We start from the raw sequence: 23,780 nt of genomic DNA on the forward strand, positions 1-23,780 counted from the left end.
GGGAACGATCCCGGACAGCCAGCCATCAGGCAGCTCTAGCAAAGAGGCCATGCGCCGGATTACTTCTCCGAGCCGTTCTGCTCCCTCGGAGCTCCGGTGACTCCGTCCAACATAGCGCAGCATGGTTGGATGCACGCTCCAACCAGGATGTTTACGGCAAGGGCCTGATGAAAACCGTGGATCGGACGGGAGGACCGATGGTTTCACTACCGCATTTGGCAGGGTCATGGCTTCCTCCAAGTTGGGGGGAAAGGGCATCAACAGAGATATCTGGTCAGGCGATGCCTTGCGCTATCAGCGCCGACAGCTTTTCATTGGCAAAACTCATCCGTTCATCGGCGGGAAGGTCCGAAAGGCGCCTGATGATTGCCGCGTCAGACAAAGCCCCGCCTTCACGTAGCTTTTGAACGTAAGACGGATGGATGCAGTTTGAGCCCGCGAATTGATATGCCGCGCTGCTGCCCCAGCCATACCGTTTGCGAAGCGGATCGAAGTGACGCAGGACGTGCTCGAGGAGTGCCCGTTCCTTGGATGTTTCGAGACGAGTGAAAAGCGGTAGGAGCTGCTCAGTAGCCGTATTTCCTGCCCCGCGGCCCATGCCCCCCATGGTGCAGTCTATCCAGGTCGCTCCCGCCGTCGCGGCGGCCACTGAATTGACCAGCGCATATCCGCGGTTGTCGTGGCCGTGGAATCCAATGTCAGGCTCAATTCGACCCGCAAACCGGCCGATAATTTCCTGAACGCGAGTCGGCTTCATAGAGCCAAAAGAATCGGCGATATAAAGCACGTCGATGGTGTCGATCTGCTTTACCTCCTTCACGCACATTTCAACTTCTCCAGCATTTGCTGCATCGATCTGCATGAGGTTCAAAAACACACGGAAGCCAATGTGAGACAACTCAGCACAAATGTTCCGGCTGGCAGTCAAGTTGCTGTAATGCGCCGCCACGCGGACGGTCGTGATATGTGGCATTAGTCCTTCTGTCAGGCGGGTCACGCCAGAGGGTATAGGCAGCTCGGTCGCCAGCACATCCTTGGCATCGATCATCACGCATGTATCGACCAGAAGACCGTCAGCCACCTGTTCGACCTTAGAGCTCGTCACACTAGCGAAATATCCTCGGCTCTCGGGCTTTCCGGCGAGCCCCAGCTCGACCATGCGCACTGGGAGAGTGTTGACAGTAGTGACATAGTCCGACACAAGTTCCGGCGCGAAATCCCAATTTGTGTAGTAGCCACCGTCGCGCAAGGTGCAGTCCAGAAAGTTCACTTCGTCTGGTATTGTGTTTAACATTGCCAGTCTCCTCCAAATACCGCCACAACTTCGAAGCATCCTGGATCAGCTCGCGGCGTAGCCCCCATCGACATAGAGAATCTCGCCTGTTACGAATGATGCAGCTGGGCTCGCGAGGAAAATGTAAGGCCCGGAATACTCGGACAAATCACCGCGGCGTCGCATCGGAGTGAGATCCATTGCGCGGCGCTGATAAGGGCTATCGAGATTAGGATGCACCCCGTCCATGAAGTTGTTGATGAATCCAGGTGCGACGGCGTTCACACGAATACCCTTGTTGGCCCATTCTACCGCCATGGTGCGCGTCAGCTGATTGACGCCACCTTTGCTCGCAGCATAGACAGTCAGGCCCGGTACGCCGAGCGAACTGGCGACCGACGAGGTCATGATGATGCTGCCGCCGCCTTGATCCAGCATCGCCTGGGCGGCAAACTTGGCACAATAGTAGTAGCCACGCAGATTGGTATCGAGAATTTCATCCCATTCCGGCTCTTCATATAAATGCGCTGGTTTAATTATGTCCGTACCTGCGTTGCAGACCATCACATCGATTCGCCCAAACCGGTCAACAGTGCCACTGATCAGTCCCTTGCAATCGTCGTGCGACCGCACATCAGCGCGGATGGCCGTCACGTTGATTCCTTGGCCGGAAAGCTCGGTCTCGGCTTCGGCCAGCTCTTCAATATTGTGCGAGGAAAGAACTATCTTCGCGCCCAACCGTCCAAAGCAGGTGGCGAGCGACTTCCCTAGACCGCGGCTCGAGCCTGAAATGCAGACAACCTTGCCACCAACTCCGAAGAGCTCCTTGTATTCTTCTGCGTCAACAGGACTACGATTTGTATCGGACATTGCAGAGACTCGCTCTAGCTATTATCTTGATTTAGTTTAGGCCAAGGTCACTTCGCACTGATCGGAGTGATTGACCAACCGATCAAGTCGACGGCATGCTGAAGGATCGCTTGGGTGTGAGGAAGACTGGATGAGGCGGCGATTACATGTCCGATACAATCTCGATAATCGCCTTTTCTGACGATCTGCTCATTAGGTTCAACATAGAACTTGACCTCGGCAACACCTGATACTGCGGCCGCCTGACTGTGCCCATCGATCCAATCAAGGGCGCCATCGCGATCAGCAACCAGAATCCGTGTGGCCGCAAAGTGCGAATGCCTTCTGCGCAAATCACATTCCTCACCAATGGCAAGCTTGATGTGCTCGATGATGAGATCGACACCGTAAGCTAGATGAACCATCTTCGGAGTGGGCGAGCCATGTAGCCGTGGGTTGACTTCAATGACGACCGGGCCACGCTTCGTCCACCGGAATTCAATGCCCGTTGGTCCCCAGCCAAGGCCGAGAGCTCGCAAACAGCTCAGCGAGACATTGGCGATACGCTCATGCTCGTCATCGCTCAGCAGGGCTGGAAAGGTGAACTCACGATAGACGAAATGCGGCGGGGGGCCGAAGTCACCGGTGCCAATTGCAACGACCTCTTCCCCCATTATCTCAGCGGAATAATAGGGGCCTTGTGCGAATTCTTCGACCAATATCCTTGGTGAAGACCGCCATATGTGCTCCCCGCCCAACAGATGGGTCGCATGTTCGGCGACCTCATCGGGAGTGCGGCACAATCGGACACCGACGCTGCTGTGGCCCACCGCAGGCTTAACTATCACCGGCAGTCCAAGCTCCGCGGCAGAATCCCTTACCTCCGCTGCATTGGCCGCCAAGCGGTAAGCAGGCATCGGAACGCCTGAGGCCGCCAGAAGTTGACGTTGAGTGTACTTATCGAGGCATTGTTCGATAGCTTCCGGGTTCGGTCCAGGCAGATCGAAGTGCCGACAGAGCTTGCTTGCCGTCGCATAAAACGAATCGGCAGCGCCCGTTATGCCAGCGATCTCATAAGTCGCTCGCAGCCGGGAACATTCGTGGATCAGCGCATCCAGATCGTCTGTATCAACACGGATTGATTCAACCCCTTTCGCCGCGAAGTGGTCATACCGGGTTGGATCGTCCGAAAGGGCAATTGGCTGAAGGCCAAGATGCTGAGCAGTCTGGAGGTATAGCAGACCCGAACCCATTATCGTGCCCCCAATCAGGATCAGCGCTCTTGCCATTGGCGGGGGACTCCTTCGGTGCGTGCCGTGCGGCGATCTGAAGGGATCGTCGCATCTTCGTAGCTTTGCCCGGAGGCTACCATCATCAACGAGTTTGCGGCGTTAAGACTCTGCGAATTCTATTTCGAGTTTTGTTGCAGGTTTGTTGCAGGTTTGTTGCAGCGGCTGCCGTTCAAACTTGTTGCGTCTTTGCCAAGTCGGACAGGGCGTGCTTCGGCCGCGCCAGTCCGGTTTTTTACCGACGCGGGGGGTGGCTAGTGATAAGTTGGTGATCCGCACCTGGTGTATGGGTCGGCGCGCCTCGCCAAGGCCATTCGGCGACCGACGCGGCTGACCTTGCCTCCTAGTTTCTATCCAGTTTTGAGTTCGTTTCCGGCGCCGGTTGTGCCCTGCTGGGCGGGTGAAGCGACGGGTGCTGTGCGGAGCCTTTGGCATAGAGCGCGAATCAACTCTGTTTGAGTGAACGTCACCAGACCCACAGCAAAAGCCATGCCAGATCAGCCATGGCCTAAAGTTTAATCGGGTAGGAATTCTTCATAGGTTTGGCGGGTGTCGCTATTTTTGTCGAATCGCTTGCAGGAGTTGGAAGAGAACCGGTCGAGAGTTGCTTCGTGAAGCTCTGGAGCCGGAACAGTTGGGGCGTCTGCTGGTAACAATGGCGGAATACACGGCCAGATGTGAGCCGTCGCAAAAGCCGCACTCAAGTGCTATCGTGGAAATTGTTTTTGGCTCCGTGCTAACAGGTGACGTGCATGGTCGAGACGAATTTGGATGTATATTATTGGCGGAGACGCCCTGAGTTCAGACCGGAAGCGACGCTCGACTAGCCGCTTGCTCAAGCCGAGCTTGCCGGCGATCTGGCCGATGGTCAGCGGGACGTCCAGGTGATCTGCATCAGCAATACAACTCGTTTTAGGATCTCGTCCCGAACCACGATTTCCAAACTCCCCGTCGGCTGGGCAGTCTCACCCTTCGCCGCCTCGTCGAACATCATGATCCGCAAGCTTTTAGCCGCGAGACCCTCGCCAAGGTGTCGGTCGATAAGATACGCGGCCAAGTGCGCGGTACTGGCGCCGCCTGAACAGGTCAGCCGATCGCGATCGACTACAAAGATCTTATCGGACACGGCCTGCAAGCCATCGAAAAGCCGAAGGAAATCCGAATTGTGGAACCAACTGACACCACAACGGCAGCCGCCCATGAGGCCGGCCCGGTGCAGGATAAACGAACCGGTACACAGGGCCACCAAGGGAATGCCTAAAGCGGCCGCATTCCGAAGATGCTCGTCAAAACGCGTGTCGACCAGGAGACTGTCTTCCTGAAGCATACCGCCCACAACAATAAGGTAGTCAAAGCGACGGAGATCGCCAATTCTCTCATGGGAAGTGATTGCGACGCCACAGCTCGACAGGATCGGCGACATGTCGGGCGAGATGATACGCCATTGGCAACGAATGGGACGGCTCCGGTCGCCGTCGTCTGCGGCGAGGCGGAGCACGTCGACGAATTTGGCGAACGCCCCAAGCGTAAAGCGGCTAAGCAGGAGGAGCCCGACGGACAAAGGCCCACGGATCTTCCCTGGCGCCATCCCGGAGTAGGGATGGATCGTGCCTTGTCGCAAAACTACTGCCATGCCGACGCAGATGTCCTTTTCTTGGATGCCACTGTTCGTTCACATGGGCGCGACCTGACTACCAAGCGTCGCGCCGAGAACACTGCCGGAGACCTCTGAAATGGCCCATCACTGGTCCCCCGATAGATGTCGGGATGGTAACCTTTATCTGACGCCCGGCTTTGATTTGCTCGCTCTGTGGTCGGCTTTGGAAATCTTGAAGTTGGCGAACCGCGCGACTAGGCGCGATGTTTTTCGCTGGCGCACTGTTTCCCATACAGGTGAAGCCGTGAATGCAAGTTGTGGCATCTCGGTAGCTACCGATAACGATTTGGCGCGGGAGCGCCGGCATCAGTCTCACCCCGACCGCCCGCTGATCGTTGTTGTCTGTGTCCGAGTCCAACGACAGCCGCGAAAGCAAAGCGCTGAGCGCATGGGTGCGGGAATGCAGGCAGCGCAGGATCATGATAGGAGCGTTTGGAAGCGGTGTCGTCGCCTTGGTCAAATCCGGGCTGGGCATCAAAATATGAGGTCATTCCATGGAAAAGCCAGAACTGTGAACTACAACTTGATGTTCTACCGGCCCAAAGCGCTTGGATCTAGATAATCATCCTGAAAAGTACGGTTGGCGAGAGACATGCCGGATCATGTAGCGTCTGGATCATCGGCAAAACTGGCGACTTGGCGGATGTCTTCCGCTATCGATTCATATCCCTCACCAACTACCCCAGAATCCAAGGTTTCCGTAAAAATTATGTCAGGCGCCGAAGGAAGGTCGCCGTCCAGAATTGCTTGCCTTGAGGACTTTGCAATCACCACGATGCGATCCTGCAAATCGTTGTTCCGGATAATCTCCCGCGCTGCCGCAGCAATTCGCTCATCCATCTCGCATGTGAATACCTTTCGGGCGCCATGCCTGGCGAAGAGCATCGCCGGAAGGCCAGCCCCGGTCCCGATTTCCACGACGGTCTTTCCTGTGAGATTACAGGATGCAATGGCCGCCTCTATTGCTGCGTTTCGTGCGGAGTCGCGCATCATTCTGAAATGCCAGTTGGGAACCTGCGAATCTGCGTGAGCGCGGGATGGGATTTTGTGCATTTTAATACCCTTCTGAACCCTTGTGGCGGGTGAATAAGCCACTCATCGCGGACGGCGATCGACGAAGTCGCGCGGTTTGTAGGGCTCCCTGTCAGCCTCTGAGACGAACGAATGAGTGTTGCGGTTCGCGAAGGGGAGGCAGCAAGAATGGTGCCAAGGCACGCAAGCGGTAGAGACCTCCACCTGCCATTTCCGTCGCCTGCAAGAGAGTGCTCTGATCTCGTTTTTCGCAATCCGCCGGGTACCTGAACTCAGTGCCGATTTGTCGAATCCACGACACGGTCATCTTTCGTTGTCTTCCAGCTGGTGGTCGCCTCAAGCTCCAAGCGTGTCGCCGAATACGAGGTCGGCGATGCGACGAGCCGACATGAGACCGACAATTCTCTGGGGTAAAAACGGTTTCTAACATAAGTCCGTCGTCGCTTTACCCGGAGAGAAAGTGTGGCGGCTCGACGATAACGATCGAGGGGAAAGCACGAGTTCTGTTTGTCGTCTGGAGTTTGCGGCGGCAACGAGCGGGTTGAATGACCTACCTGCAGTCCCGGTACCAGCGCAGCGACATACAGGAAAGCCCGGCATCGATCCTCTCGATCTCGGAGGTCTTCAGAGGCACGACCTTGTAACTCGCCTTTTCGAGCATCTCAATTGTGCGCGGGTAGCCCGCGCTGACCATGACGATGTCGTTGACGCGCAGCACGTTCGCCGCAGGCTCTTCGCCTTCCGGGACGATGAACTGGCGGAATTCCTTGAATACGGAAGCCTTCGCGAGGGCAGCGGTCGAAATCACGGTTTCATCGTCGAGCAGCGAGGAGGCCGTCTTGAAATGCAGAACGCCTTTCGGGGTCTCGGCAACCTTGGCCTTCCCGCCAAGTTGCTCGATACAGGAGACAAGGGCCTCTGCCCCGGCCTTGTCGGTGCGATCGGACAGGCCTATCAGGACGTTATTTGGGGTGTACATGATATCCCCGCCGTCGGCTTGTCCCGGGGTAGGGAGTTCGAGCACGGTGTCGAACATATCGCGCAGGATCGGCGCGATCTCCGCGGTCTCGGCGACCCGGCTTGGCGTGCCGGGACGGAGCAGGATGGCGCCCCCGGTGAAAACGAGCGCCGGGTCTTCGACAAACAGGGAGTCTGGAAAGGCCTCAAGAGACGGCAGGACGGTCACTTCGACACCTGCATGCCGCAAGGCCGCAACGTATGCGTCGTGCTCGCCCTTGACGCCTTCATAGGTAGGACCTCCCCGATCATCGGCGCGTAGGCCGTTGACGACCGAGATCGAGGGTTCGCGAACGATTGCGGAGTTGAACTGATAGACCGATATGCTTTGCGACATTGCCAATCCTATTTGTCAGTAGTGTTTCGCTGTGCGGCTTGCTTGGGCGGTGAATGACGTCTGTGCGGGCTGCGCCCTGCGCCTCGACAGGTGAATCCCTGCAAGCATGCACCGGACCGATCCACCCGCGAGTTCGATCGTCGAGACATCGAACGGCAATAGTCGCGCGGACTGCTCGATTGCCGATATCTGCTCCGCCTGCAGCGCCGCATGTGCTCGGCCGGAAATGGCAACAATGCGACCATCCGTGCCCTCCAGTTCAATGGCATTGGCGGCGAAGTCTTCGATCTGCTCGATCGAAAGCTCCACGATCTGACGACCGGTTTCCTCCAACCTCGCGACGATCTCCCGCCGCCGCCAGGAATCAGGGATCGACTGCGCTCCTAACAACGCGAAATCGGTGCCGACGCACATCAGGACATTGGTGTGATAGATTGCCTTGCCGCTGCGATCGACTGCGTCAAAGATCATTGGCTCGAAATTGAAGTGCGTGCAGAACCGTTCGAGCGCAACCTCGTTGGCCCTGTTGGAACGCACCACGTAGGCGACACGGGCAATGTGGTCGAGCACCATCGCACCGGTCCCTTCGAGGAAGACCCCGTCTTTCTCGAGGCCGGAATAATCGATGACATCCTGAACCCGGTACTCAGCCTTGAGCATCTCGATGATGTCGGTCCGGCGCTCTTGCCTTCGATTCTCCGAGTACATCGGATAGATCGCGACATGCCCGCCAGAATGGGTCGAAAACCAGTTGTTCGGAAAGACGGAGTCGGGTGTTGCGGCCGATTCATCCTCATAGAGGTGGACAGTGATCCCGGCCTCAGCGAGGCCGTCCGCCATACGCGTGGCTTCTTGATATGCCAGAGCGACCAGATCATCCGGCTTCCGCTTTTCATCGCGCACCTGGAACGTATTGTCTGCCGCAGTGACCGGATTCGGCGTGAAGTGATGAGGGCGGATCATCACGACGGCCCTCGGCGCCTGCATGGATACTTTGCTCATCCCAATGCACCGCTCAGCCGCACTGGAGCCGGTTGGGCGGCGCGCAGGATCATGCCGTACAAGTCGCGGGGTTCATCCGGGTCGGCGAGGAGATCGAGTTCTTCGTAGAGTCCGGTGTCCTTGAGGCGGTCGCGCACATAGCGCAGGGCCGAAAAATCCTCGATCGCGAAGCCCACGGAATCGAACAAAGTGATTTGGCGCTCGTCGCGGCGGCCGGGCGCGTTGCCGGCGATCACCTGCCAGAGCTCGACCACCAAGTGCTCGGGCGCGAGCTGTTGGATTTCGCCTTCGATGCGGGTCTGTGGGGCGTATTCCACGAAGATGTCGGAGCGCAGAAGGATGTCGCGGTGCAGCTCGGTCTTGCCTGGACAGTCGCCGCCGACCGCGTTGATGTGGATGCCGGGGCCAACCATGTTGTCGGTAAGGATGGTGGCACACTGCTTGTCGGCGGTGACGGTGGTAATGATATCGGCGCCTTCCACGGCTTCCTGCGAGGAGGCGCAGGCGGTGATGTCCAGGCCGATGCCGGCGAGGTTCTTCGCGCAGCGGCGCGTGGCGGCAGGATCGACGTCGTAGAGGCGCAGTCGATCGATGCCGACGATGGCCTTGAAGGCGATGGCCTGGAACTCGGACTGTGCGCCGTTGCCGATGATCGCCATGGTGCGCACGCCCTTCGGCGCGAGGTGCTTCGCCGCGACGGCCGACATGGCCGCGGTGCGGAGCGCGGTGAGGATGGTCATCTCCGTGAGCAGCATTGGATAGCCGCTGCCGACATCGGCCAGAACGCCGAAGGCGGTGACGGTCTGGCGGCCGGAGCGGGTGTTCTTGGGATGGCCGTTGACATATTTGAAGCCGTAGGTTTCGCCGTCGCTCGTCGGCATCAGCTCGATGACGCCGTCCACGCTGTGGGACGCCACTCGCGGCGTCTTGTCGAACAGCTCCCAGCGGCCGAAGTCTTCCTCGATATAGCCGGCGAGGTCGGTCAGGAAGCGCTCCACGCCGATCGTCAGAACCAGCTTCATCATATTGTCCACGCTCACGAAGGGAACGATGTTTAGCTTCTCGGGCATGGTTCAGTGGTTCCTTGTCGGGCGGTCCATGATGCGGCGGCCCATTAGACTGGCGGTGAGGTCGACCATCAGGATCGCGGTGCGGCCGCGCTCGTCGAGGAAGGGGTTGAGCTCGACGAGATCGAGGCTGGTGACGAGGCCCGAATCGTGCAGCATCTCCATCACCAGATGCGCCTCGCGGAAGGTCGCCCCGCCCGGCACGGTCGTGCCCACGGCCGGGGCGATTGACGGGTCTAGGAAATCGACGTCCAGGCTGACATGAAGCATGCCGTCCACAGCCAGGATGCGCTGGAGAAAAGCGCGTAGCAGAGGAGCGATCCCGTGCTCATCGATCATGCGCATGTCGTGGACTGTCACCCCGGCGAGTTTCAGCGCCTCACGCTCGGCCGGATCGACGCTGCGGACACCAAGCGTGCAGATGCGCGCCGGATCGACCGCAGCTGGCAGATCTGGGAAATAGCCGTGAAAGCCTTTTTGCCCGCTGGCGTAGGCGAGCGGGACGCCGTGCAAGTTGCCGCTGACCGTAGTGTCGAGCGTGTGAAAGTCCGGGTGGGCATCCAGCCAAAGCACGAAGAGCGGCCGGCCCAACTCCTTGGCACGAAGGGCAACTCCGGACAGCGTGCCGGCAGAGATACTGTGATCGCCGCCGAGAAAGATCGGCATTGCTTCCCGGCTCGCCGCATAGGCAGCTTCGGCGATCGCTCCGGTCCACGCCGAGACCTGCGGCAGCGCCTTCAGGCCGAGGTTCTCATGCGCCACGGGCGGAAGCGGTCCGGGCGCGACCGCCCCTGCGTCCTCCACTTCATGGCCGAGTTCCGTCAGCGCCTGCGCGAGTCCCGCGGCGCGCAACGCGCTCGGTCCCATATCACAGCCCATGCGTCCGGCCCCGTCCTGGACCGGCGCGCCAACGATCCTACACAGCATGTCGCCGCTCCCTATTGCTGCTGGCAGCGCGCTGGTTCGGCGCGTCACCCCACTCGAACCGGGATGCGAGCCTCGATACGGCTGAAAATCCATATGAGCAATCCCGTGAGAACCATGTATGTCAATGCAAGCAGAAGCAATGGCTCGTATATCACCAATGTATCCTGGCGAACGCGAGCTGAAACTGCATAAAGGTCGACAACCGTGATAGTAGCGACGAGCGGTGTCGATTTGAGTTGCATTACTGTTTCACCAGCCAACGTGGGCAATGCCTTGTGGATTGCCTGCGGCAACCAGACCCGGCGAAAAAGCTTCCAGCGGTTCATACCGAACGCGCGTGCCGCCTCGAGCTGGCCGCTCGGCACGCCGGCAAAAGCACCGCGCATAACCTCGCCTACATAGCCTGCAAAGGACAGCGTTAGAGCCAGTACAGCGTATGGCCACGCCTGGCGAACGAGAGGCCAGATATCGGATTCGCGAATCCATGGATATTGCGGGAAGAGCGAGCCAAGCCCGTAATAGAGCAGCCAAATTTGCAGAAGCAACGGTGTGCCTCGAATGACGGTGCAGAAAGATTTCGCTGGTAGACTGAGCCACCTAGAGCCCACTACTTGAGCGAGCCCAAGTGGCAATGCCAGAACGAAGCCGAAGACGCAGGTCACGATGAGGATCCAGATCGAACGCCATAAACCAGCAATCGCAAGCATGTAGTAGTCGGCCAACCAGTCCCAACGCATGAAGACGGCTGCTGCGGTGATCAAGACAAGGCCGATTACGATCAATACGACGCGGTGTGGGTCCAACCGTGCGAATGGGCGGCAGTTTGCCGCAACAGTCGTGAAATAGGCCATCAGCGGCTCTCCGCTATTGGCTGCCGGCCGCGCCTTGCCCAATGCTCGACCCGTCCGATGAGGACGTTGGAGATCAAAGTGAGCAGTAGATAAAGCACGCCAGCGGCCATGAAGAAGGTGAAATAGGCTTTTGTAGTGCCCGCAGCCTGTCGTGTTTCCAGAGTCAGTTCATTGAAGCCCACAACGGCCAGAAGTGCTGTGCCTTTGAATGCAACCAGCCAGAGATTTGCGAGACCCGGGATCGCGAAGGGCAGCATCGCCGGCATAGTAATGCGTCGCATCAGCATCGTTGGGTTCATACCAAAGGCTCGTCCGGCCTCGATTTGGCCTTGCGGCACCGCGAGGATCGCGCCGCGCAGCACCTCCGTTGCGTACGCGCCCTGTACGAAGCCGAGCGCAACGATGCCTGCCATCGGCCCGCTGACGTCGATCCGTCCGTAACCGAGAGTATCGAGGAGGCGGTTGATCAGGTCCGGAACTGCGAAATAGATAAGCAGAATTAGCACAAGTTCCGGTACCGCGCGGATGAGGGTGGTGTAGACTTGAAGCAAGTCGCGGCGCACAGGTCCGCCGTAAAGCTTGCCAAAGGCACCGCCAATGCCAATAAGCAATCCCAAGGCGAATGCGCCGACACCGATCCCAATTGAATTAATGAATCCGCGAACCAGATTTCCACCCCAGCCAGGCGGCGTAGGTGCAAGCAACTCGAACATGCTGGTCTGCGCCAGCGACAAAAAGACAGAATCGGTCAAGAACGCCTCCACCTTGAGGATTGACCCTCGCCAAGAGCCTGCCGTTCACTGGTGCGTGACGAAGGAGGCCGCCTGCCTCCGACTCAACAGGCAGAAGTATTTCGAGGGTCTACGTAACAGGAGAATTTCGTCTGTCATTCGCCGTAGATGTCGAATGAGAAGTACTTTTTCGTAATTTCATTGTACTTCCCGTTCGCGCGAATCCCCTTGATTGCGGCGTTTATCTTTTCCTTGAGCATGGTGTCTCCCTTGCGCAGACCCGCGCCCGCGCCCGGCGCGAAAATCTCGGGGTCATTGGCAACCTTGCCCTTTATCTCGCAGCAGGCCTTACCCTGGTCAGTCTTCATGAATTGATCAATGGTAAGCGGGCTAGCCAGAATGGCGTCGATCCTGCCGGCGACCAAGTCCTGGTTGGCCTCATCCTGTGTCTGGTACGTCTTCATCTCGGCCAAGCTGTCTTTGAAATGCTTGCTGGCGTAGACCTCGGCATTGGTGGAGACCTGAATACCGAGAATCCTGCCCTTGAGGCCCTCAGGGGTAGGATCAATTGTAACGCCTTTGGGACCGGCAATCGTGTACCCGTTATCGCTATAGTACTTGTCGGAGAAATCGATCGTCTTCTTGCGCTTCTCTGTGATTGACATCGAACTCATGATGACATCGATTTTCTTGGACGTCAGGGAAGGAATGATCCCGTCCCAGGCGACCGGAGTGATGACACAATCGAGTTTTGCCTCGGCGCAGATTGCACCGATGATCTCAATCTCCCAGCCGACCCATTTTCCAGAGGCGTCCAGGGACGAGAATGGAGGGTAGGGCTCGGCCGCGATTCCGACCTTCACCTGTTCAGCTTGCGCCATCAAAGTAGATGCGCAGAAGATTGCCGCTGCGGCCGTCAGTTTCGAAAGTATTCTCATTGTTTTCCCCTATAAGTCAGATGATTTACTCTGTTTTCCAGGCGCTAGCCCACTCTGCGGATGAATTGTTGAAGCCGCTCCGATTTCGGAGATCCGAAGATTGCGTCTGGTGGCCCTTCTTCCTCGACGCGGCCCTCGTGGAGAAAAACCACGCGGGTCGCGACCTCGCGGGCAAATTTCATTTCATGCGTGACCAGGATCATGGTGCGACCTTCGCGGGCCAAATCGCCGATTACGCCCAGAACCTCACCGATGAGTTCGGGATCGAGTGATGAAGTCGGTTCGTCAAAGAGCATGACGCGTGGCTGGACCGCGAGAGCGCGTGCGATCGCGCCGCGCTGCTGCTGTCCGCCGGATAGAAATGCCGGGTATACGTGCCGTTTTTCCAGAAGCCCCACTCTTGCAAGCAGTTTCTCGGCTTCGATGATCGCCATTTCACGCTTGACGCCAAGCACATGGACCGGAACCTCGATCACATTTTCGATCAAGGTCATGTGGGTCCAGAGATTGAAGCTCTGAAAGACCATGCCGAGCCGGGAACGTACACGTTCAATCTGCTTTCGGTCCGCCGGGAGGGTGCTGCCATTTCCGTCAGGCTTGAGACGTATTTCCTCGCCGTTCACCCTGATAACGCCGCTGGTGGGGTTTTCCAGGCAGTTGATGCAGCGAAGTAAAGTGGATTTGCCGGAGCCGCTGCCCCCGATAATCGCCACCACATCGCCGTCGCGTGCAGATAGCGAGACCCCCTTCAACACATGAAGGGCGCCAAATTTCTTGTGCAAGTCCTGGACATGGATCGCCTCCGCGGCCGTGTCCGTCACCGCGTGGCGAGGAATTGCCATGATCGTGGCCGTCATTGCTGTGCGCCCGTATTGCCGAGCACAACATGAAAGGGCGAGAGCAACAGCACTGTTCTGAGCGCCTTCATTTCGTTTCCTCTATTTCTGCGCCAATGTCTCAGACATAGACGCGCGGGATGTGGTCGCGGAGCTGGGCATAGAGACCGATGAGGTCTGTGCCCCATTGAGCGGCGACTTCCTCGTGACTGATGGTCTGGTGCGCTTGCTGTCCGAGCAGGAGCACTTGGTCGCCAAATCTCGCATCAGGCACGTCCGTCAGATCAATGCGCAGGTGCTCGAGATGCGCGGGAGGGAGCAGGCGCGCGCGCTGCCCCCTCACCAGCGCCTCGGCCTGGGCTGGCACGTGACGCGGAAGGCCATCCCCCCATCCCATACCTAGGACGCCGATGGTCATTCCCGACCGAAAACCGGGTATGTCTGGTATAGGGCCGAGAGAAGCATCGATCCGCTTGACGGAAACGAGGCATGTCGAAATGGCCTTGAGCGCCGGCCGCAGAGTGACGGCCCGCATGGGTCGATCCGTCTCGGGAAGACCGATAAACAGGGCCCCGGGATCGACGGCATCGAGATCCATCGCGGGATGCCGAAGCACACCTGCAGTACTCGACATCATAATGATCGGGGGACGGGTGCCGGACGCCTCGGCATCCTGTAGAATCCGCTGCAGGCGGGAAAATTGCTCGCTAGCATCCGAAGTTACTGATGTGGGCAGCTCGCTGAGATGGGCGTAGAGCCCCTGTACTTCAACGTCGCTGCAGACGTGCGCGGCTGCGAGAAGCCGGCCTATCTCCTGCGGCGTGGCCCCAGCCCTGAAGAACCCGAGATCCGCCTTGACGAAAATACGGGTGACGCTCATGGCGGCGCGCCAGGACTCCAGCTCATCGAGGCTGGAAACGGTAACGGTGAGTCCGAGCGCTTCAATTGTTTTCGCCGATGTCGGTAGGGGACCGGGATAAAGCAAAACCGGGAGATCGATGCCCATTTCCCGGATGGCCATAGCATCGGGCAAGGTTGCGACAGCAAAGCCGTCAGCCCCCTCTGTTGCCAGTGTGCGGGCGACAGGTCCCGCTCCACAGCCATATGCATTGCGCTTTAAGCAGGCGAAAATCTTCACTGTCCGGGGAAGATGCCTACGCAGCTGACGGTAATTGTGCCTGATCGCGCCGAGGTCGATCTCGTACCAGGCCTCCCGGGACGCCGCCTTTTTGCTCTGCACCGTCGCAATAGACGTTAACGCGCACATAGGTTCTGACGTTTTTCCCAACCGCTTTTTATTGCTTGTTTGCATGCGAAACGATGGGAGGAATCGCCAAAACCGTCAATTTATTAAGTTTTTGTGACACCCTATTAATTTTACTGATATGGCCACACACACGAGGCAGGCAAATGGCTGGATGACGAACCGCGATGCAGGGCTGCTGCCTGGCAGGCCTGATCAGCAGCCTGCAAGCATCTTTGAGCGACGGCTTGCCGACATCTTGCTTGGTTCCTCATTATGGACGCGGCGCTTCGGACCCGCCTGGCCGGGTCATCCAGCCAGGCGGTGCTGTGGGCGATCAGAATGGACTGGGGCCTGCGCTAGGTGCTGGTGGTCGAGCTGGCTATGGGAGTGGCAGCACCATTACTGGCGAGCGTTCGCGACAGGGCTCAAGCAGCGCGGACTTGCCAATGTCGAGTTCGCGGTCTCCGACGGCCATCCGGCCGTCAGGGCAGGTTTAGGACGTGCGCCCCAAGGTTGGTGTGGTAGCATGTGCACGACTTAGCCTAGCGCTGTGATCGCCAAGCGGAGGACCAAAAACTCGAAGCTTGGCGCAGAGCTGGGGTGAGAAATTCATGAGAGGTGGCCGAGGCGAACCGCTGGCTCAATGCAGACCATTTGCGCGAGCGCAGAGAAGGAGGGTCTGGGGACATTCATCGCTGAACGCGCTGCGTTTTCCCTGCTCTGCTAACCCCCGGGGCGCGGCAGACAGTCGATGTCATTGCGACGCTATTCGCGGAACTTGATGAACGCAACTGTGATCGAGCGTTGTCCGCCATAAATATAGTGAAACTCTGCAAGCGAGGCCGCCGAGCGTAAGGTCTTCTTGCACCTATGCAAAAGCCGCTGCCTTAGCGCGCAGGTTGTCGACCGTGATCTCGGGCGGAATTGGGCAAGTGTAGCGTCGCCCTCCAGTACGCTCCTTCAATTCCGCTTTCGCCCGGGCGATAAGATCGGGATTGCGCAGGCAATCTGCCGCGGTGGTCGCCATTGCTTTCGCCGCGAGCACCATTCCCTTATGGGCTGCAGGCAGATTCCCTTGCGTGACGAGCTGCCAAGTGTGGAACGGCGTACCTATAGCGAAGCAGGCAGTGCTGCACTGAACCGTGGGCACGATCCAGCTCACGTCGCCGACGTCAGTGCTGCCCATCATCATCCCTTCGCGCGCAGGCATGGGAAGTAGCCCGTCATGCAGCACCTGGCTCGCCAGCGAACGGTCGTAGAGCGCAACGCTCGCCACAATCTCCTCGTTCGTAAACGCGTTCTTCCGCAGTTGTTCGGCGAAGGCATAATCCGTATCGTCGAAGCCCGGGCCGCCCAGGCGACTCATGTTTTCGTACATAACCTCCTGCAGCACTTTGTTAGGCAGAACGTTCGAGTTTGCATCCATGATCTGCACCTCAACGGTGGTTTCCGTCATCAGCGCGGCGCCATCGGCGATCTTCTTGACGCGCTGGAAGAGGTGCTCCGCATCCGGCAAATGCGGCGAACGCACCAGGTAGAGTGATTCCGCAAAAGCCTGTACCACGTTTGGCGCATCGCCACCCGTATTCGTAATGGCATAGTGGACGCGCGCATCCGACGCCATGTGCTCGCGCATGTAATTTACGCCCACATTCATCAGCTCCACCGCGTCGAGCGCGCTGCGGCCAAGATGGGGAGAAACCGCCGCATGCGACGCCTGACCCGTGAAGCGGAAGCTAGCCTGAATGCACGCGAGAAACGAGGTGGACTGCACCTCGTTGACGACGTTTGGATGCCAGCAGAAGGCGGCATCGAGATCATCGAAGAGACCGGCCCGTGCCATGAAAGTCTTGCCCGATCCGCTCTCCTCCGCCGGGCAGCCGTAATAGCGCACCGTGCCCGCGATGGCGCCCGATGCAAGCGCATCCTTCAAGGCCACGGCTGCGAGCGCAGATCCGGAACCGAGAAGATTGTGCCCGCAACCATGCCCAGATGCGCCCTCCGCGGTAGGCATGCGCTCGGTTATGCCCGAAACTTGCCCGAGAGCCGGCAGCGCATCGAACTCCCCCAGAAAACCGACTGTTGGGCTACCGCTTCCATGTTCCGCCACGAAGGCAGTTGCCATGCCGCAGAGCTTTTTGGTGATGCGAAAGCCTTCGTGCTCCAGCAAGGCGATCTGCTCAGCGACCGCGCGATGCTCCTCGAAGGCGAGTTCCGGCATGGCCCAGATGCGGTCGCTGAGCGCACAGTAGTCGGCGCTCTTGGTGTCCACGCGCCGGGCGATTTCATAGACGCCCAGCCCATCGTTATGCATGTTCGGTTCTCCTCATTGTCCAAGTGCGCATTTGGATCCGTTCGGCTGTAAGGGGGCGCCCCGTCATCAGTGCATTGGCACTATACGACACGATCATCAGGATGCGGGCCAGGTTGACGTGCATGGACGACGTTACCTGCTGGCGGCGACCTCGACGCTGCGGGAATTAGCTTTTGGCAGAAGAACGCGAGCATCTTCCAGCACTATTTCGGTTCCATACTTTTGCGAGCGTCGAGATAGGTCTTCGAGCATTGAACCGGCCAGCTCTTTTGATGCGGGCACGGGCACAAGACGCTCATGATACCTGTTGCTGCTCAGCCGCTGCTCCCCTCCAATCACGATTGGAGCGAGGTAGATCGACTCCAAGTGGTTGTTGCCATCGAAGCTGCACGTCGCGACGATACTTTTCCAGATATCCGGTGAGCTCCATTCGTCCTCACCTTCGGGTAGATGAAACAGGAAATTTCCCAATCCGTAGAAGATCGGAGCTCCGCGGTAGATTTCGATCGGCTGCAGCACCGGTGCGCCGTGGCTGGCGAACGCATTCGCTCCCGCATCAATGCAGGATCGCGCGAAGAATTGAACCCATTCGGGAACCTCGCGCCAATCTGGTTCCCAATGATGATGATGAAGATAGGCGATGACAAAGGCACCGGCCAACGAGGCCTTCCGGATTGCGGCGAGCTGACCTCGTAAACTTTGCTCGTTGAAGATGATCCTTCGGCAGTTCTCGGGGGATCGGCGAAAAATGGTTCCGTAAAAGTCGATTTCATCGGACGATGTCAGTTCGCGGGGATCGTCCGGCTGCGTGTAGGTTCCGCGCTCCATAGAGTTGCTTAAAAACGTTTCCTGAATGGAACGCAGGTTCGCGAATTTCTCATCGTCAACCTCGAATACCCGCGAGACATCGAGTTTGTTCACCCCCGGTCGAGCGGGACGGGTACCTGCCGCATTTTCAGCGTACATTGTGGCTGGCCCTGGTCCGGCATCCATCGCGATGAGGGCGACCTTCCTCTTGCCGAGTTGCTTGATGCCGGCTTTGCTCGCGTCACTGGCGTCAACGCCAATTCCTGCACGCAGAAACTCACGCTCGTCTACTTCCTCAAGTGTCGAAAGCACTCCTGCGGGCCCAAGATCGAACGCATGATTATTGGAAAGAGCCAGTGCGCTAAAGCCAATATCCTTCAAATTATCTAACACGACAGGTGGAGAGCACTGGAAATAGGTGCCTTTCATCGGCCACCCACCATGCCGGCCGAGTATCGTGGTTTCTAAATTCGTGAATGAGGCATCGGCTTGTCGGATCAGTTCTTTGATCGTGGCGAAGCCGTCGTCCGATACATGCCGAATATCGTGGTAGATGAGGGACTGTCCGGTGAGGGCGAGGGTGAACGGCGAAGGCATGATTGAGTATCAACCCCTGTATAGGCAAATGTCATTAGCGGCCACTTTTTGTGGCAACCGATCGACTGCGGAGAAAGTGTTGGCTAGTCCCTTGATCCGGTAAGGATCGGCCGTGCGGATTTACGACAAGCGCGGGTAGTTGGTTGCGGGTGCGCAACGTCCGAGCTGGGGTCGGTACAGTTCCTGCCAGAGGCACGGAAATACGAATGCCGCATATGTGCTTTTCTAACGTTATAGTGCGCAATGTTTAGAGCTGTGTCCCCTGTGTTCGATTGTGAACTATCCGCTCTGCCAGGGACGGGTGTTGCTGCATGCGTCATGTCAGCGTTCTCTCTGATGCGTCTGATCCACCGGTTTTGTTACGCCAGACGATGGGGAGAATCGGGAAAATGGTCAATTTATTAAGTTTTTGTGACACCCTATTAATTTTACTGATATAGCGGCCAAACGGAGCCTCTGGCTCCGCGGCCACCAATTCGGACAAAGGCAATGGAAGAGATTTCCGGCCGAAACAGCAAGGCTGGGTTCAGGTCCGCTCAGATTTTTCGGGAGATCATGAGGACCGGTTCTACGAGGCGGGCCGCCCGAGAACTCGGGATTACCCAGTCGGCCGTAAGCCAGCATCTCAAGCTGTTTGAAGAAGCTGTTGGTGAGAAGCTTTTTGCGCGAGATCCCCGCGGCCTTGTTCCAACCACGCGAGCCATCGAAATTTACAGCCGCATAGACAGATACTTTGAGACGCTAGGGCACATCGAGAGGGAAATCACCGACTCTTTCAGCGCCAAGAGAAACCTCCTGACGATTGCCGCACCGCATATATTCTCGTTGAGACTCATCCCCAAAATAATTCTTGCGCTAAATAGTCTAGATTCGACTCTGGAATTTCATTATAGGGCGCAGCGATACGACGAGATAGCACAAAGCGTTGTGACGGGAGCGGCCGATATCGGGATTTCCCGACTGCCGTTAGATGAACGCTTCTTTGAGTGGAAGATAGTCGCCGAAAGCAAGAGTGTCTGCGTGTTGCAACCCGACCATCGCCTTGCTGAAAAGGACATCATAACTGTTGACGACCTCTCAGGGGAGCCCCTTATCGTTCTAGAGAGAGAATACACTTCTAACAAATTGGGTCTATTGACATACGGGCGGAGAGAACTTCCTTTATTGCCGAAGGTTCATTCGGACACAATAGGATTGGATGCTTCTTTTGTCGCATATGGTTTAGGCATTGCAATAGATAATGAATTTGTTGCACAGCAATATCAAATGTTTGATGTGAAAATCGTTCCTTTTGAGCCGTCAGCGAGATACAATTATGTGGTATTTTGGCGCCGCGGCAGCGATAATATTTCGCAAACGTCGCCAATTGTGGATACTTTCGTGGAGGTGATCCACCGTGAACAATCGTTCGGGCGCGAAGGGCCCAAGGCGGCTTTCCACCCCCATGGCATCTAATGCCGGAAAAATTGTACCTGAGTTGCTGTTTCGGTCGATTGCAGCCGTGACATCCCTCCTTTTGGAGAGCTTCAGCACGCAACGTCCGGGTGTCAACAACCGCCCTTTGTCTTGGGGTATTTGAAAAATTCACCTTGCCTGCTATGTTGTCTAGAATCCATTTTTGTTAAACGGATCTGCGGGGAACCCCGATGACGAAGACAGCTGTACGGATGCGTCGCGGCCAAGGGCCAGTGGGCAAGCGGACGAGAACCCATCCCAAACTGGCTGAGAAATTGCAGATGCGTAGATTGGCCAGGATTAACGCCGTCCTGCAGAGGGCGGAAGAATCCGGCCTGCGCGCTGAGAAGGACGGCAGGATTGCGGGGCGGGTGAGTGCTGATCTAATCAAGAGGGCCAAGGCTCGAACCGGATTGACGTCTGATACCGAGCTCGTCGAATTTGCATTGGCCAATGTGGCTCTGGAAGACAACTTCGCCGAGACCTTCAGGAAAACACGGGGGACTGTGGATCCGACGCTGAAGCTCGGATTCTGAATTGGCCGATTTCGACTTTGGTGCGGCCTTAAGGTGGTCGCGATTTGATCCTCAAAAAACCTTGAGCCGCCGCCCCGACACGGAGCTGCCGATCATCGGCAACCTCGTCGGGGCGGGGCAAGAACTGCTGCTGGACACCTGCGTCTATATCGACGGTTTGCAAGGCCGGGCGCCTGACGCAGTTGCCGACCTCCTCGATGTCAGGCAGGTCAACCATAGCACCGTAGCGATCCAGGAGCTGATGCACACTGTAGGCGTGCTTGATCCGAAACACTCGGGCACGAGTAAAGCTGTCAAGCAGATCGGGAGCATGATCAAGGACATGCCGTCCCATCGGGTTTTTGCACCAGATCCCGATGTCTTGGGCCGAGCCGCCCTTCTCTCAGGAATGCTGTGTCGCCTCCAGGGCTACAAGCACGATTCCAAGCTTCGGGCGCTTCAGGACTGCGTGCTGTTCCTGCATGCGCAGAAAATGGGATTTTCCGTTCTAACGGGCAACGTCAGTGATTTCGACTATTTGCTGCAGTTAATTCCGACGGGTCGGGTTTTGATGTATCGGCCAATCTGAGTATAGCCGCCTTCCGCGCTTCTGGGCGAAGGCGGCAATGACTTGGCCATCTTCCGCAGTCGCCTGACCCGGGACTCCTATTCGCCCATGCAGGACGGCTCGAAGACCTGCGGCAGCCCTGGTCCGTTCCAAAAGCTCAATGCCAGACTTTCGTTATCGACAGGCAGGCCGCGCCATGATTTGGATGGGTCAAAGCGTCCAGATTGTCCATAGCCGATCTTAACTGTTCTTCCCAATCAATGTGACGAGAGACAATTCGGTCAGAAACTCCAATCCTCTCGCTGACAGGAGCTAGTGCCATCGAACGGGTCACACAACGCGGCCTTGGTCCGGTGATGAAAATCGCCGGGCGTGTTGTATAAGGCTGCAAGATTGGAGCGCATGACTTCTGCTTCGGATCCGCATTTCCTGATAGACGTGTGTTGTGAGCCCTTCCGAAGGAGATGATCGAATTCGATTCGGTCGAGCCGCGCCGGCTGGCTTGCTGTGGTGTCTCCCCCTCGCCACGCGGAATCGACATTGAACGTTTTCCCCTCCTGCACCCGGCGCCTAATCAGGCGACTATTTTCACAGCCAGGATAGCCTCCCATCTGCAGAGCTCCCGCCAGGCCCAGCAGCGCTAGGCGCTTTCCGAAACGTCCAGTCACGTTTTCAACGCGCGTGTTGGAAACGGTGAATCGGCGACACATTTCCGCCACGGTTTAGCCGCGCCGAAGCCACAATTTCCCACGACATAGCCGGCGTTGCCCTAGACGGTTCGGTCCGGCACCGGCTCAACAAGCCCCCCCGCCCTAGGGTCAGTGCCGGATCGAACCACCCTCTTCTTGAGGGACACAGGTCCGAGCCTGAATGTGCTCAGCAGAAGTAAGCTGGTCCACTTCATGGCGAGGCGGTCTCCCAATCGCACAGGGCTGCAAACACCTGCACAGCAATAATGGTTTGCGGCGCGCGTCGGCTTGAGGCGACTTAGGCCAGCTCTACGATGCCTTAGTGTGAGCGACTCATTCAAAGTAGCAAAACTGACGCTAGTCACCAAGCAAGCTTGCATGCCGGTCGCCGCTGTCGATGCTGCCATAATATTTGGTGCCCTCAACCGTGCCTGATGATCCTACGATCTCGTCGATGTTGCAGTGATCTATTAGATCTCGGTCACTGCGACTTGGCTGTGGCTGCAGATCCGCTCACTGTTCCCATAGGCTGCGGCCGAAATAACGTTGGAACCGCGTTCGCGACTTCCCCACGTGAAAACACGCTGACCGTCTATGTTGCTCTCTGCGTCGGGTCGCCCGCCCAGGATGTGAAATGCAGCTTTGCAGGATCGAAGGCGCGGGCCACGCAATGTATCCCTCTCATGTTCGTCCCTGCGATTGCTCTCCCTAAGTGTGCGTGCTCAGAGCGTAATAGCGCCCCGATCGCGACGGTAACCTGAAAACTCCTTGAGCCTTGATAAGGCGCTCAATTCGAGCTTGTGCCCAAGAACAGGCCTGGCGTCGGCCAGGATGGCTGCGTGCGCGAGTCATGCCATCGCGTCTGCGCTTCGGCGCCACTTGAACCCTCCTTTATCCACTTGCATCCGATCGAGGTGCAGCTGAAGAAACTGACCGTCTTTGCGTAGTTGAAGTTTTCCTGAGCCCTGCACCGTCGTGGGGCGGGGAAGGAGAGGGGATGTTGCAGCCAAAGCAAGTAATGTCGATGGTGCGCCTGCATCATGCCGTTGGAGCGCAAGGCTGCGTGGCCATTGCAGCCGGTCATGTTGCTGCGGAGCTGGCGCTGAATAGGCCGTCCGTTCCGGGGTGACTGCGCCAGGCGACCTCCCGTTGAGAAACCCCCGGGCACTAAGGCGTTGAACATGTCGCTGTCGCCCAGCTGACGGTTGGCTCGCCAGCGGCTGGGGCTAACGACCGGGCACTCATAGGCGACAGGCGGCCGGGCCGAGGACGGGGCGGCATTGCGCGATGCCGTGCTGCCCGCCAGCGCGATCTTTCCCGCCCGTCCTTTGCACCTCGCCTGTCACCGGCCCCGTGGCGAGATCACCATGAGTCTGCAGCAGGAAGCCCCTGGATGGTGGCAAGGCACGGTGGTGCTATTGGCGGCCGCGCAAATTGCCGGTCAGGTCGGACTGATTTCCCTGCCAGGCAGGCATGAGAGCTCGGCCGCGGCTGATCAGCCGGAGCGGGCGAAGGTCGTCGTAGCAACCCTCGATCATCCCCCCTGCGCTCAAAGGAGAAGCTGCCGCGAGGATATCATCCCGGGCTCTTACAACGACCGGAAGGAGGAGGCGACAGAGCCGGGGCGTACCATTCATGCGCTTTGGCAGAAGTCACTCACAGCATTTGATGCCAGCCTCGTCATCTTGGCTGGGACGGGACCGGAACCTTCTGCCAGACTACAACTGTAACACCATATCGGTTCAGCAGGTCAGGCTTGGGTGATAACCTCAAACGTAGAATA

General features: G+C 57.8%; 20 protein-coding genes. 4 read left to right on the forward strand and 16 right to left on the reverse strand.

Features of this window, described 5'->3' with window-relative positions; genetic code table 11:
- Positions 1-274 precede the first annotated feature (274 nt).
- The 16 genes from LB577_RS15380 to LB577_RS15455 form a co-directional block, all read right to left on the reverse strand.
- A complete protein-coding gene (locus LB577_RS15380; protein WP_224687338.1) occupies positions 275-1,294 on the reverse strand; it encodes a hypothetical protein in 1,020 nt (339 codons plus the stop codon).
- Between the two features lie 45 nt (positions 1,295-1,339).
- Complete coding sequence (locus tag LB577_RS15385) at positions 1,340-2,143, reverse strand: SDR family NAD(P)-dependent oxidoreductase (RefSeq protein WP_224687339.1); 804 nt, start codon at positions 2,141-2,143, stop codon at positions 1,340-1,342.
- 47 nt (positions 2,144-2,190) lie between these two features.
- Positions 2,191-3,411: an acetyl-CoA carboxylase biotin carboxylase subunit family protein gene (locus LB577_RS15390; RefSeq protein WP_224687340.1), complete on the reverse strand. Its 1,221-nt coding sequence runs from the start codon at positions 3,409-3,411 to the stop codon at positions 2,191-2,193.
- Positions 3,412-4,279: 868 nt separating this feature from the next.
- Positions 4,280-5,044 (reverse strand): AraC family transcriptional regulator, encoded by a 765-nt coding sequence (locus LB577_RS15395; RefSeq protein ID WP_224687341.1) that lies wholly within the window; start codon positions 5,042-5,044, stop codon positions 4,280-4,282.
- A gap of 624 nt (positions 5,045-5,668) precedes the next feature.
- Positions 5,669-6,121: a 50S ribosomal protein L11 methyltransferase gene (locus tag LB577_RS15400; protein ID WP_224687342.1), complete on the reverse strand. Its 453-nt coding sequence runs from the start codon at positions 6,119-6,121 to the stop codon at positions 5,669-5,671.
- Between the two features lie 529 nt (positions 6,122-6,650).
- Positions 6,651-7,454 carry a dimethylarginine dimethylaminohydrolase family protein gene (locus LB577_RS15405; protein ID WP_224687364.1) on the reverse strand — a complete coding sequence of 268 codons (804 nt, stop codon included), beginning with the start codon at positions 7,452-7,454 and terminating at the stop codon, positions 6,651-6,653.
- Between the two features lie 15 nt (positions 7,455-7,469).
- On the reverse strand, positions 7,470-8,456 hold the full coding sequence (ctlX, locus tag LB577_RS15410; protein WP_224687343.1) for a citrulline utilization hydrolase CtlX: 987 nt from the start codon (positions 8,454-8,456) through the stop codon (positions 7,470-7,472).
- The gene (locus LB577_RS15415) at positions 8,453-9,526 is read right to left on the reverse strand and encodes an ornithine cyclodeaminase (protein WP_224687344.1); all 1,074 of its coding nucleotides are present in this window, start codon (positions 9,524-9,526) and stop codon (positions 8,453-8,455) included. The genes ctlX and LB577_RS15415 overlap by 4 nt, the downstream gene beginning before the upstream one ends.
- Positions 9,527-9,529: 3 nt before the next feature.
- A complete protein-coding gene (rocF, locus tag LB577_RS15420) occupies positions 9,530-10,450 on the reverse strand; it encodes an arginase (RefSeq protein WP_224687365.1) in 921 nt (306 codons plus the stop codon).
- Positions 10,451-10,494: 44 nt separating this feature from the next.
- Positions 10,495-11,301, reverse strand: a complete 807-nt coding sequence (locus LB577_RS15425; RefSeq protein WP_224687345.1) for an ABC transporter permease — start codon at positions 11,299-11,301, stop codon at positions 10,495-10,497.
- Positions 11,301-12,014 carry an ABC transporter permease gene (locus LB577_RS15430; protein ID WP_172832174.1) on the reverse strand — a complete coding sequence of 238 codons (714 nt, stop codon included), beginning with the start codon at positions 12,012-12,014 and terminating at the stop codon, positions 11,301-11,303. The genes LB577_RS15425 and LB577_RS15430 overlap by 1 nt, the downstream gene beginning before the upstream one ends.
- 173 nt (positions 12,015-12,187) lie before the next feature.
- Positions 12,188-12,970, reverse strand: coding sequence for a transporter substrate-binding domain-containing protein (locus LB577_RS15435; RefSeq protein WP_224687346.1), 783 nt, complete (start codon positions 12,968-12,970; stop codon positions 12,188-12,190).
- A gap of 44 nt (positions 12,971-13,014) precedes the next feature.
- On the reverse strand, positions 13,015-13,827 hold the full coding sequence (locus tag LB577_RS15440) for an ABC transporter ATP-binding protein (RefSeq protein WP_283257902.1): 813 nt from the start codon (positions 13,825-13,827) through the stop codon (positions 13,015-13,017).
- A 100-nt stretch (positions 13,828-13,927) separates the two neighbouring features.
- Complete coding sequence (alr, locus tag LB577_RS15445) at positions 13,928-15,118, reverse strand: alanine racemase (RefSeq protein WP_224687347.1); 1,191 nt, start codon at positions 15,116-15,118, stop codon at positions 13,928-13,930.
- An 802-nt stretch (positions 15,119-15,920) separates the two neighbouring features.
- The gene (locus tag LB577_RS15450; protein WP_013533356.1) at positions 15,921-17,366 is read right to left on the reverse strand and encodes a M20 family metallopeptidase; all 1,446 of its coding nucleotides are present in this window, start codon (positions 17,364-17,366) and stop codon (positions 15,921-15,923) included.
- 132 nt (positions 17,367-17,498) lie between these two features.
- On the reverse strand, positions 17,499-18,770 hold the full coding sequence (locus LB577_RS15455) for a CapA family protein (RefSeq protein WP_224687348.1): 1,272 nt from the start codon (positions 18,768-18,770) through the stop codon (positions 17,499-17,501).
- A 489-nt stretch (positions 18,771-19,259) separates the two neighbouring features.
- Between LB577_RS15455 and LB577_RS15460 the strand changes: the two genes are divergently transcribed.
- The 4 genes from LB577_RS15460 to LB577_RS15475 all read left to right on the forward strand — a co-directional run bounded on the left by LB577_RS15460 (position 19,260) and on the right by LB577_RS15475 (position 23,727).
- The gene (locus tag LB577_RS15460; RefSeq protein ID WP_224687349.1) at positions 19,260-20,225 is read left to right on the forward strand and encodes a LysR family transcriptional regulator; all 966 of its coding nucleotides are present in this window, start codon (positions 19,260-19,262) and stop codon (positions 20,223-20,225) included.
- A gap of 191 nt (positions 20,226-20,416) precedes the next feature.
- Entirely contained in the window at positions 20,417-20,761 is a 345-nt protein-coding gene (locus tag LB577_RS15465; protein ID WP_013533352.1) for a hypothetical protein, read from the forward strand.
- 1 nt (position 20,762) lies between these two features.
- Positions 20,763-21,329 carry a type II toxin-antitoxin system VapC family toxin gene (locus LB577_RS15470; RefSeq protein ID WP_224687350.1) on the forward strand — a complete coding sequence of 189 codons (567 nt, stop codon included), beginning with the start codon at positions 20,763-20,765 and terminating at the stop codon, positions 21,327-21,329.
- Positions 21,330-23,277: 1,948 nt separating this feature from the next.
- Positions 23,278-23,727 carry a hypothetical protein gene (locus tag LB577_RS15475; RefSeq protein WP_224687351.1) on the forward strand — a complete coding sequence of 150 codons (450 nt, stop codon included), beginning with the start codon at positions 23,278-23,280 and terminating at the stop codon, positions 23,725-23,727.
- The last annotated feature ends 53 nt before the right edge of the window (positions 23,728-23,780 follow it).

Origin of the sequence: Mesorhizobium sp. B283B1A (assembly GCF_020165735.1) — a bacterium.
Classification (GTDB): domain Bacteria; phylum Pseudomonadota; class Alphaproteobacteria; order Rhizobiales; family Rhizobiaceae; genus Mesorhizobium; species Mesorhizobium opportunistum.

What these genes read in the sequence shown, in the direction of transcription:
- LB577_RS15380 (WP_224687338.1), bottom strand. Translation starts at nt 1,294, where the DNA reads ATGTTAAACACAATACCAGACGAAGTGAACTTTCTGGACTGCACCTTG.
- LB577_RS15385 (WP_224687339.1), bottom strand. Translation starts at nt 2,143, where the DNA reads ATGTCCGATACAAATCGTAGTCCTGTTGACGCAGAAGAATACAAGGAG.
- LB577_RS15390 (WP_224687340.1), bottom strand. Translation starts at nt 3,411, where the DNA reads ATGGCAAGAGCGCTGATCCTGATTGGGGGCACGATAATGGGTTCGGGT.
- LB577_RS15395 (WP_224687341.1), bottom strand. Translation starts at nt 5,044, where the DNA reads ATGGCAGTAGTTTTGCGACAAGGCACGATCCATCCCTACTCCGGGATG.
- LB577_RS15400 (WP_224687342.1), bottom strand. Translation starts at nt 6,121, where the DNA reads ATGCACAAAATCCCATCCCGCGCTCACGCAGATTCGCAGGTTCCCAAC.
- LB577_RS15405 (WP_224687364.1), bottom strand. Translation starts at nt 7,454, where the DNA reads ATGTCGCAAAGCATATCGGTCTATCAGTTCAACTCCGCAATCGTTCGC.
- ctlX (WP_224687343.1), bottom strand. Translation starts at nt 8,456, where the DNA reads ATGAGCAAAGTATCCATGCAGGCGCCGAGGGCCGTCGTGATGATCCGC.
- LB577_RS15415 (WP_224687344.1), bottom strand. Translation starts at nt 9,526, where the DNA reads ATGCCCGAGAAGCTAAACATCGTTCCCTTCGTGAGCGTGGACAATATG.
- rocF (WP_224687365.1), bottom strand. Translation starts at nt 10,450, where the DNA reads ATGCTGTGTAGGATCGTTGGCGCGCCGGTCCAGGACGGGGCCGGACGC.
- LB577_RS15425 (WP_224687345.1), bottom strand. Translation starts at nt 11,301, where the DNA reads ATGGCCTATTTCACGACTGTTGCGGCAAACTGCCGCCCATTCGCACGG.
- LB577_RS15430 (WP_172832174.1), bottom strand. Translation starts at nt 12,014, where the DNA reads ATGTTCGAGTTGCTTGCACCTACGCCGCCTGGCTGGGGTGGAAATCTG.
- LB577_RS15435 (WP_224687346.1), bottom strand. Translation starts at nt 12,970, where the DNA reads ATGAGAATACTTTCGAAACTGACGGCCGCAGCGGCAATCTTCTGCGCA.
- LB577_RS15440 (WP_283257902.1), bottom strand. Translation starts at nt 13,827, where the DNA reads ATGACGGCCACGATCATGGCAATTCCTCGCCACGCGGTGACGGACACG.
- alr (WP_224687347.1), bottom strand. Translation starts at nt 15,118, where the DNA reads ATGCAAACAAGCAATAAAAAGCGGTTGGGAAAAACGTCAGAACCTATG.
- LB577_RS15450 (WP_013533356.1), bottom strand. Translation starts at nt 17,366, where the DNA reads ATGCATAACGATGGGCTGGGCGTCTATGAAATCGCCCGGCGCGTGGAC.
- LB577_RS15455 (WP_224687348.1), bottom strand. Translation starts at nt 18,770, where the DNA reads ATGCCTTCGCCGTTCACCCTCGCCCTCACCGGACAGTCCCTCATCTAC.
- LB577_RS15460 (WP_224687349.1), top strand. Translation starts at nt 19,260, where the DNA reads ATGGAAGAGATTTCCGGCCGAAACAGCAAGGCTGGGTTCAGGTCCGCT.
- LB577_RS15465 (WP_013533352.1), top strand. Translation starts at nt 20,417, where the DNA reads ATGACGAAGACAGCTGTACGGATGCGTCGCGGCCAAGGGCCAGTGGGC.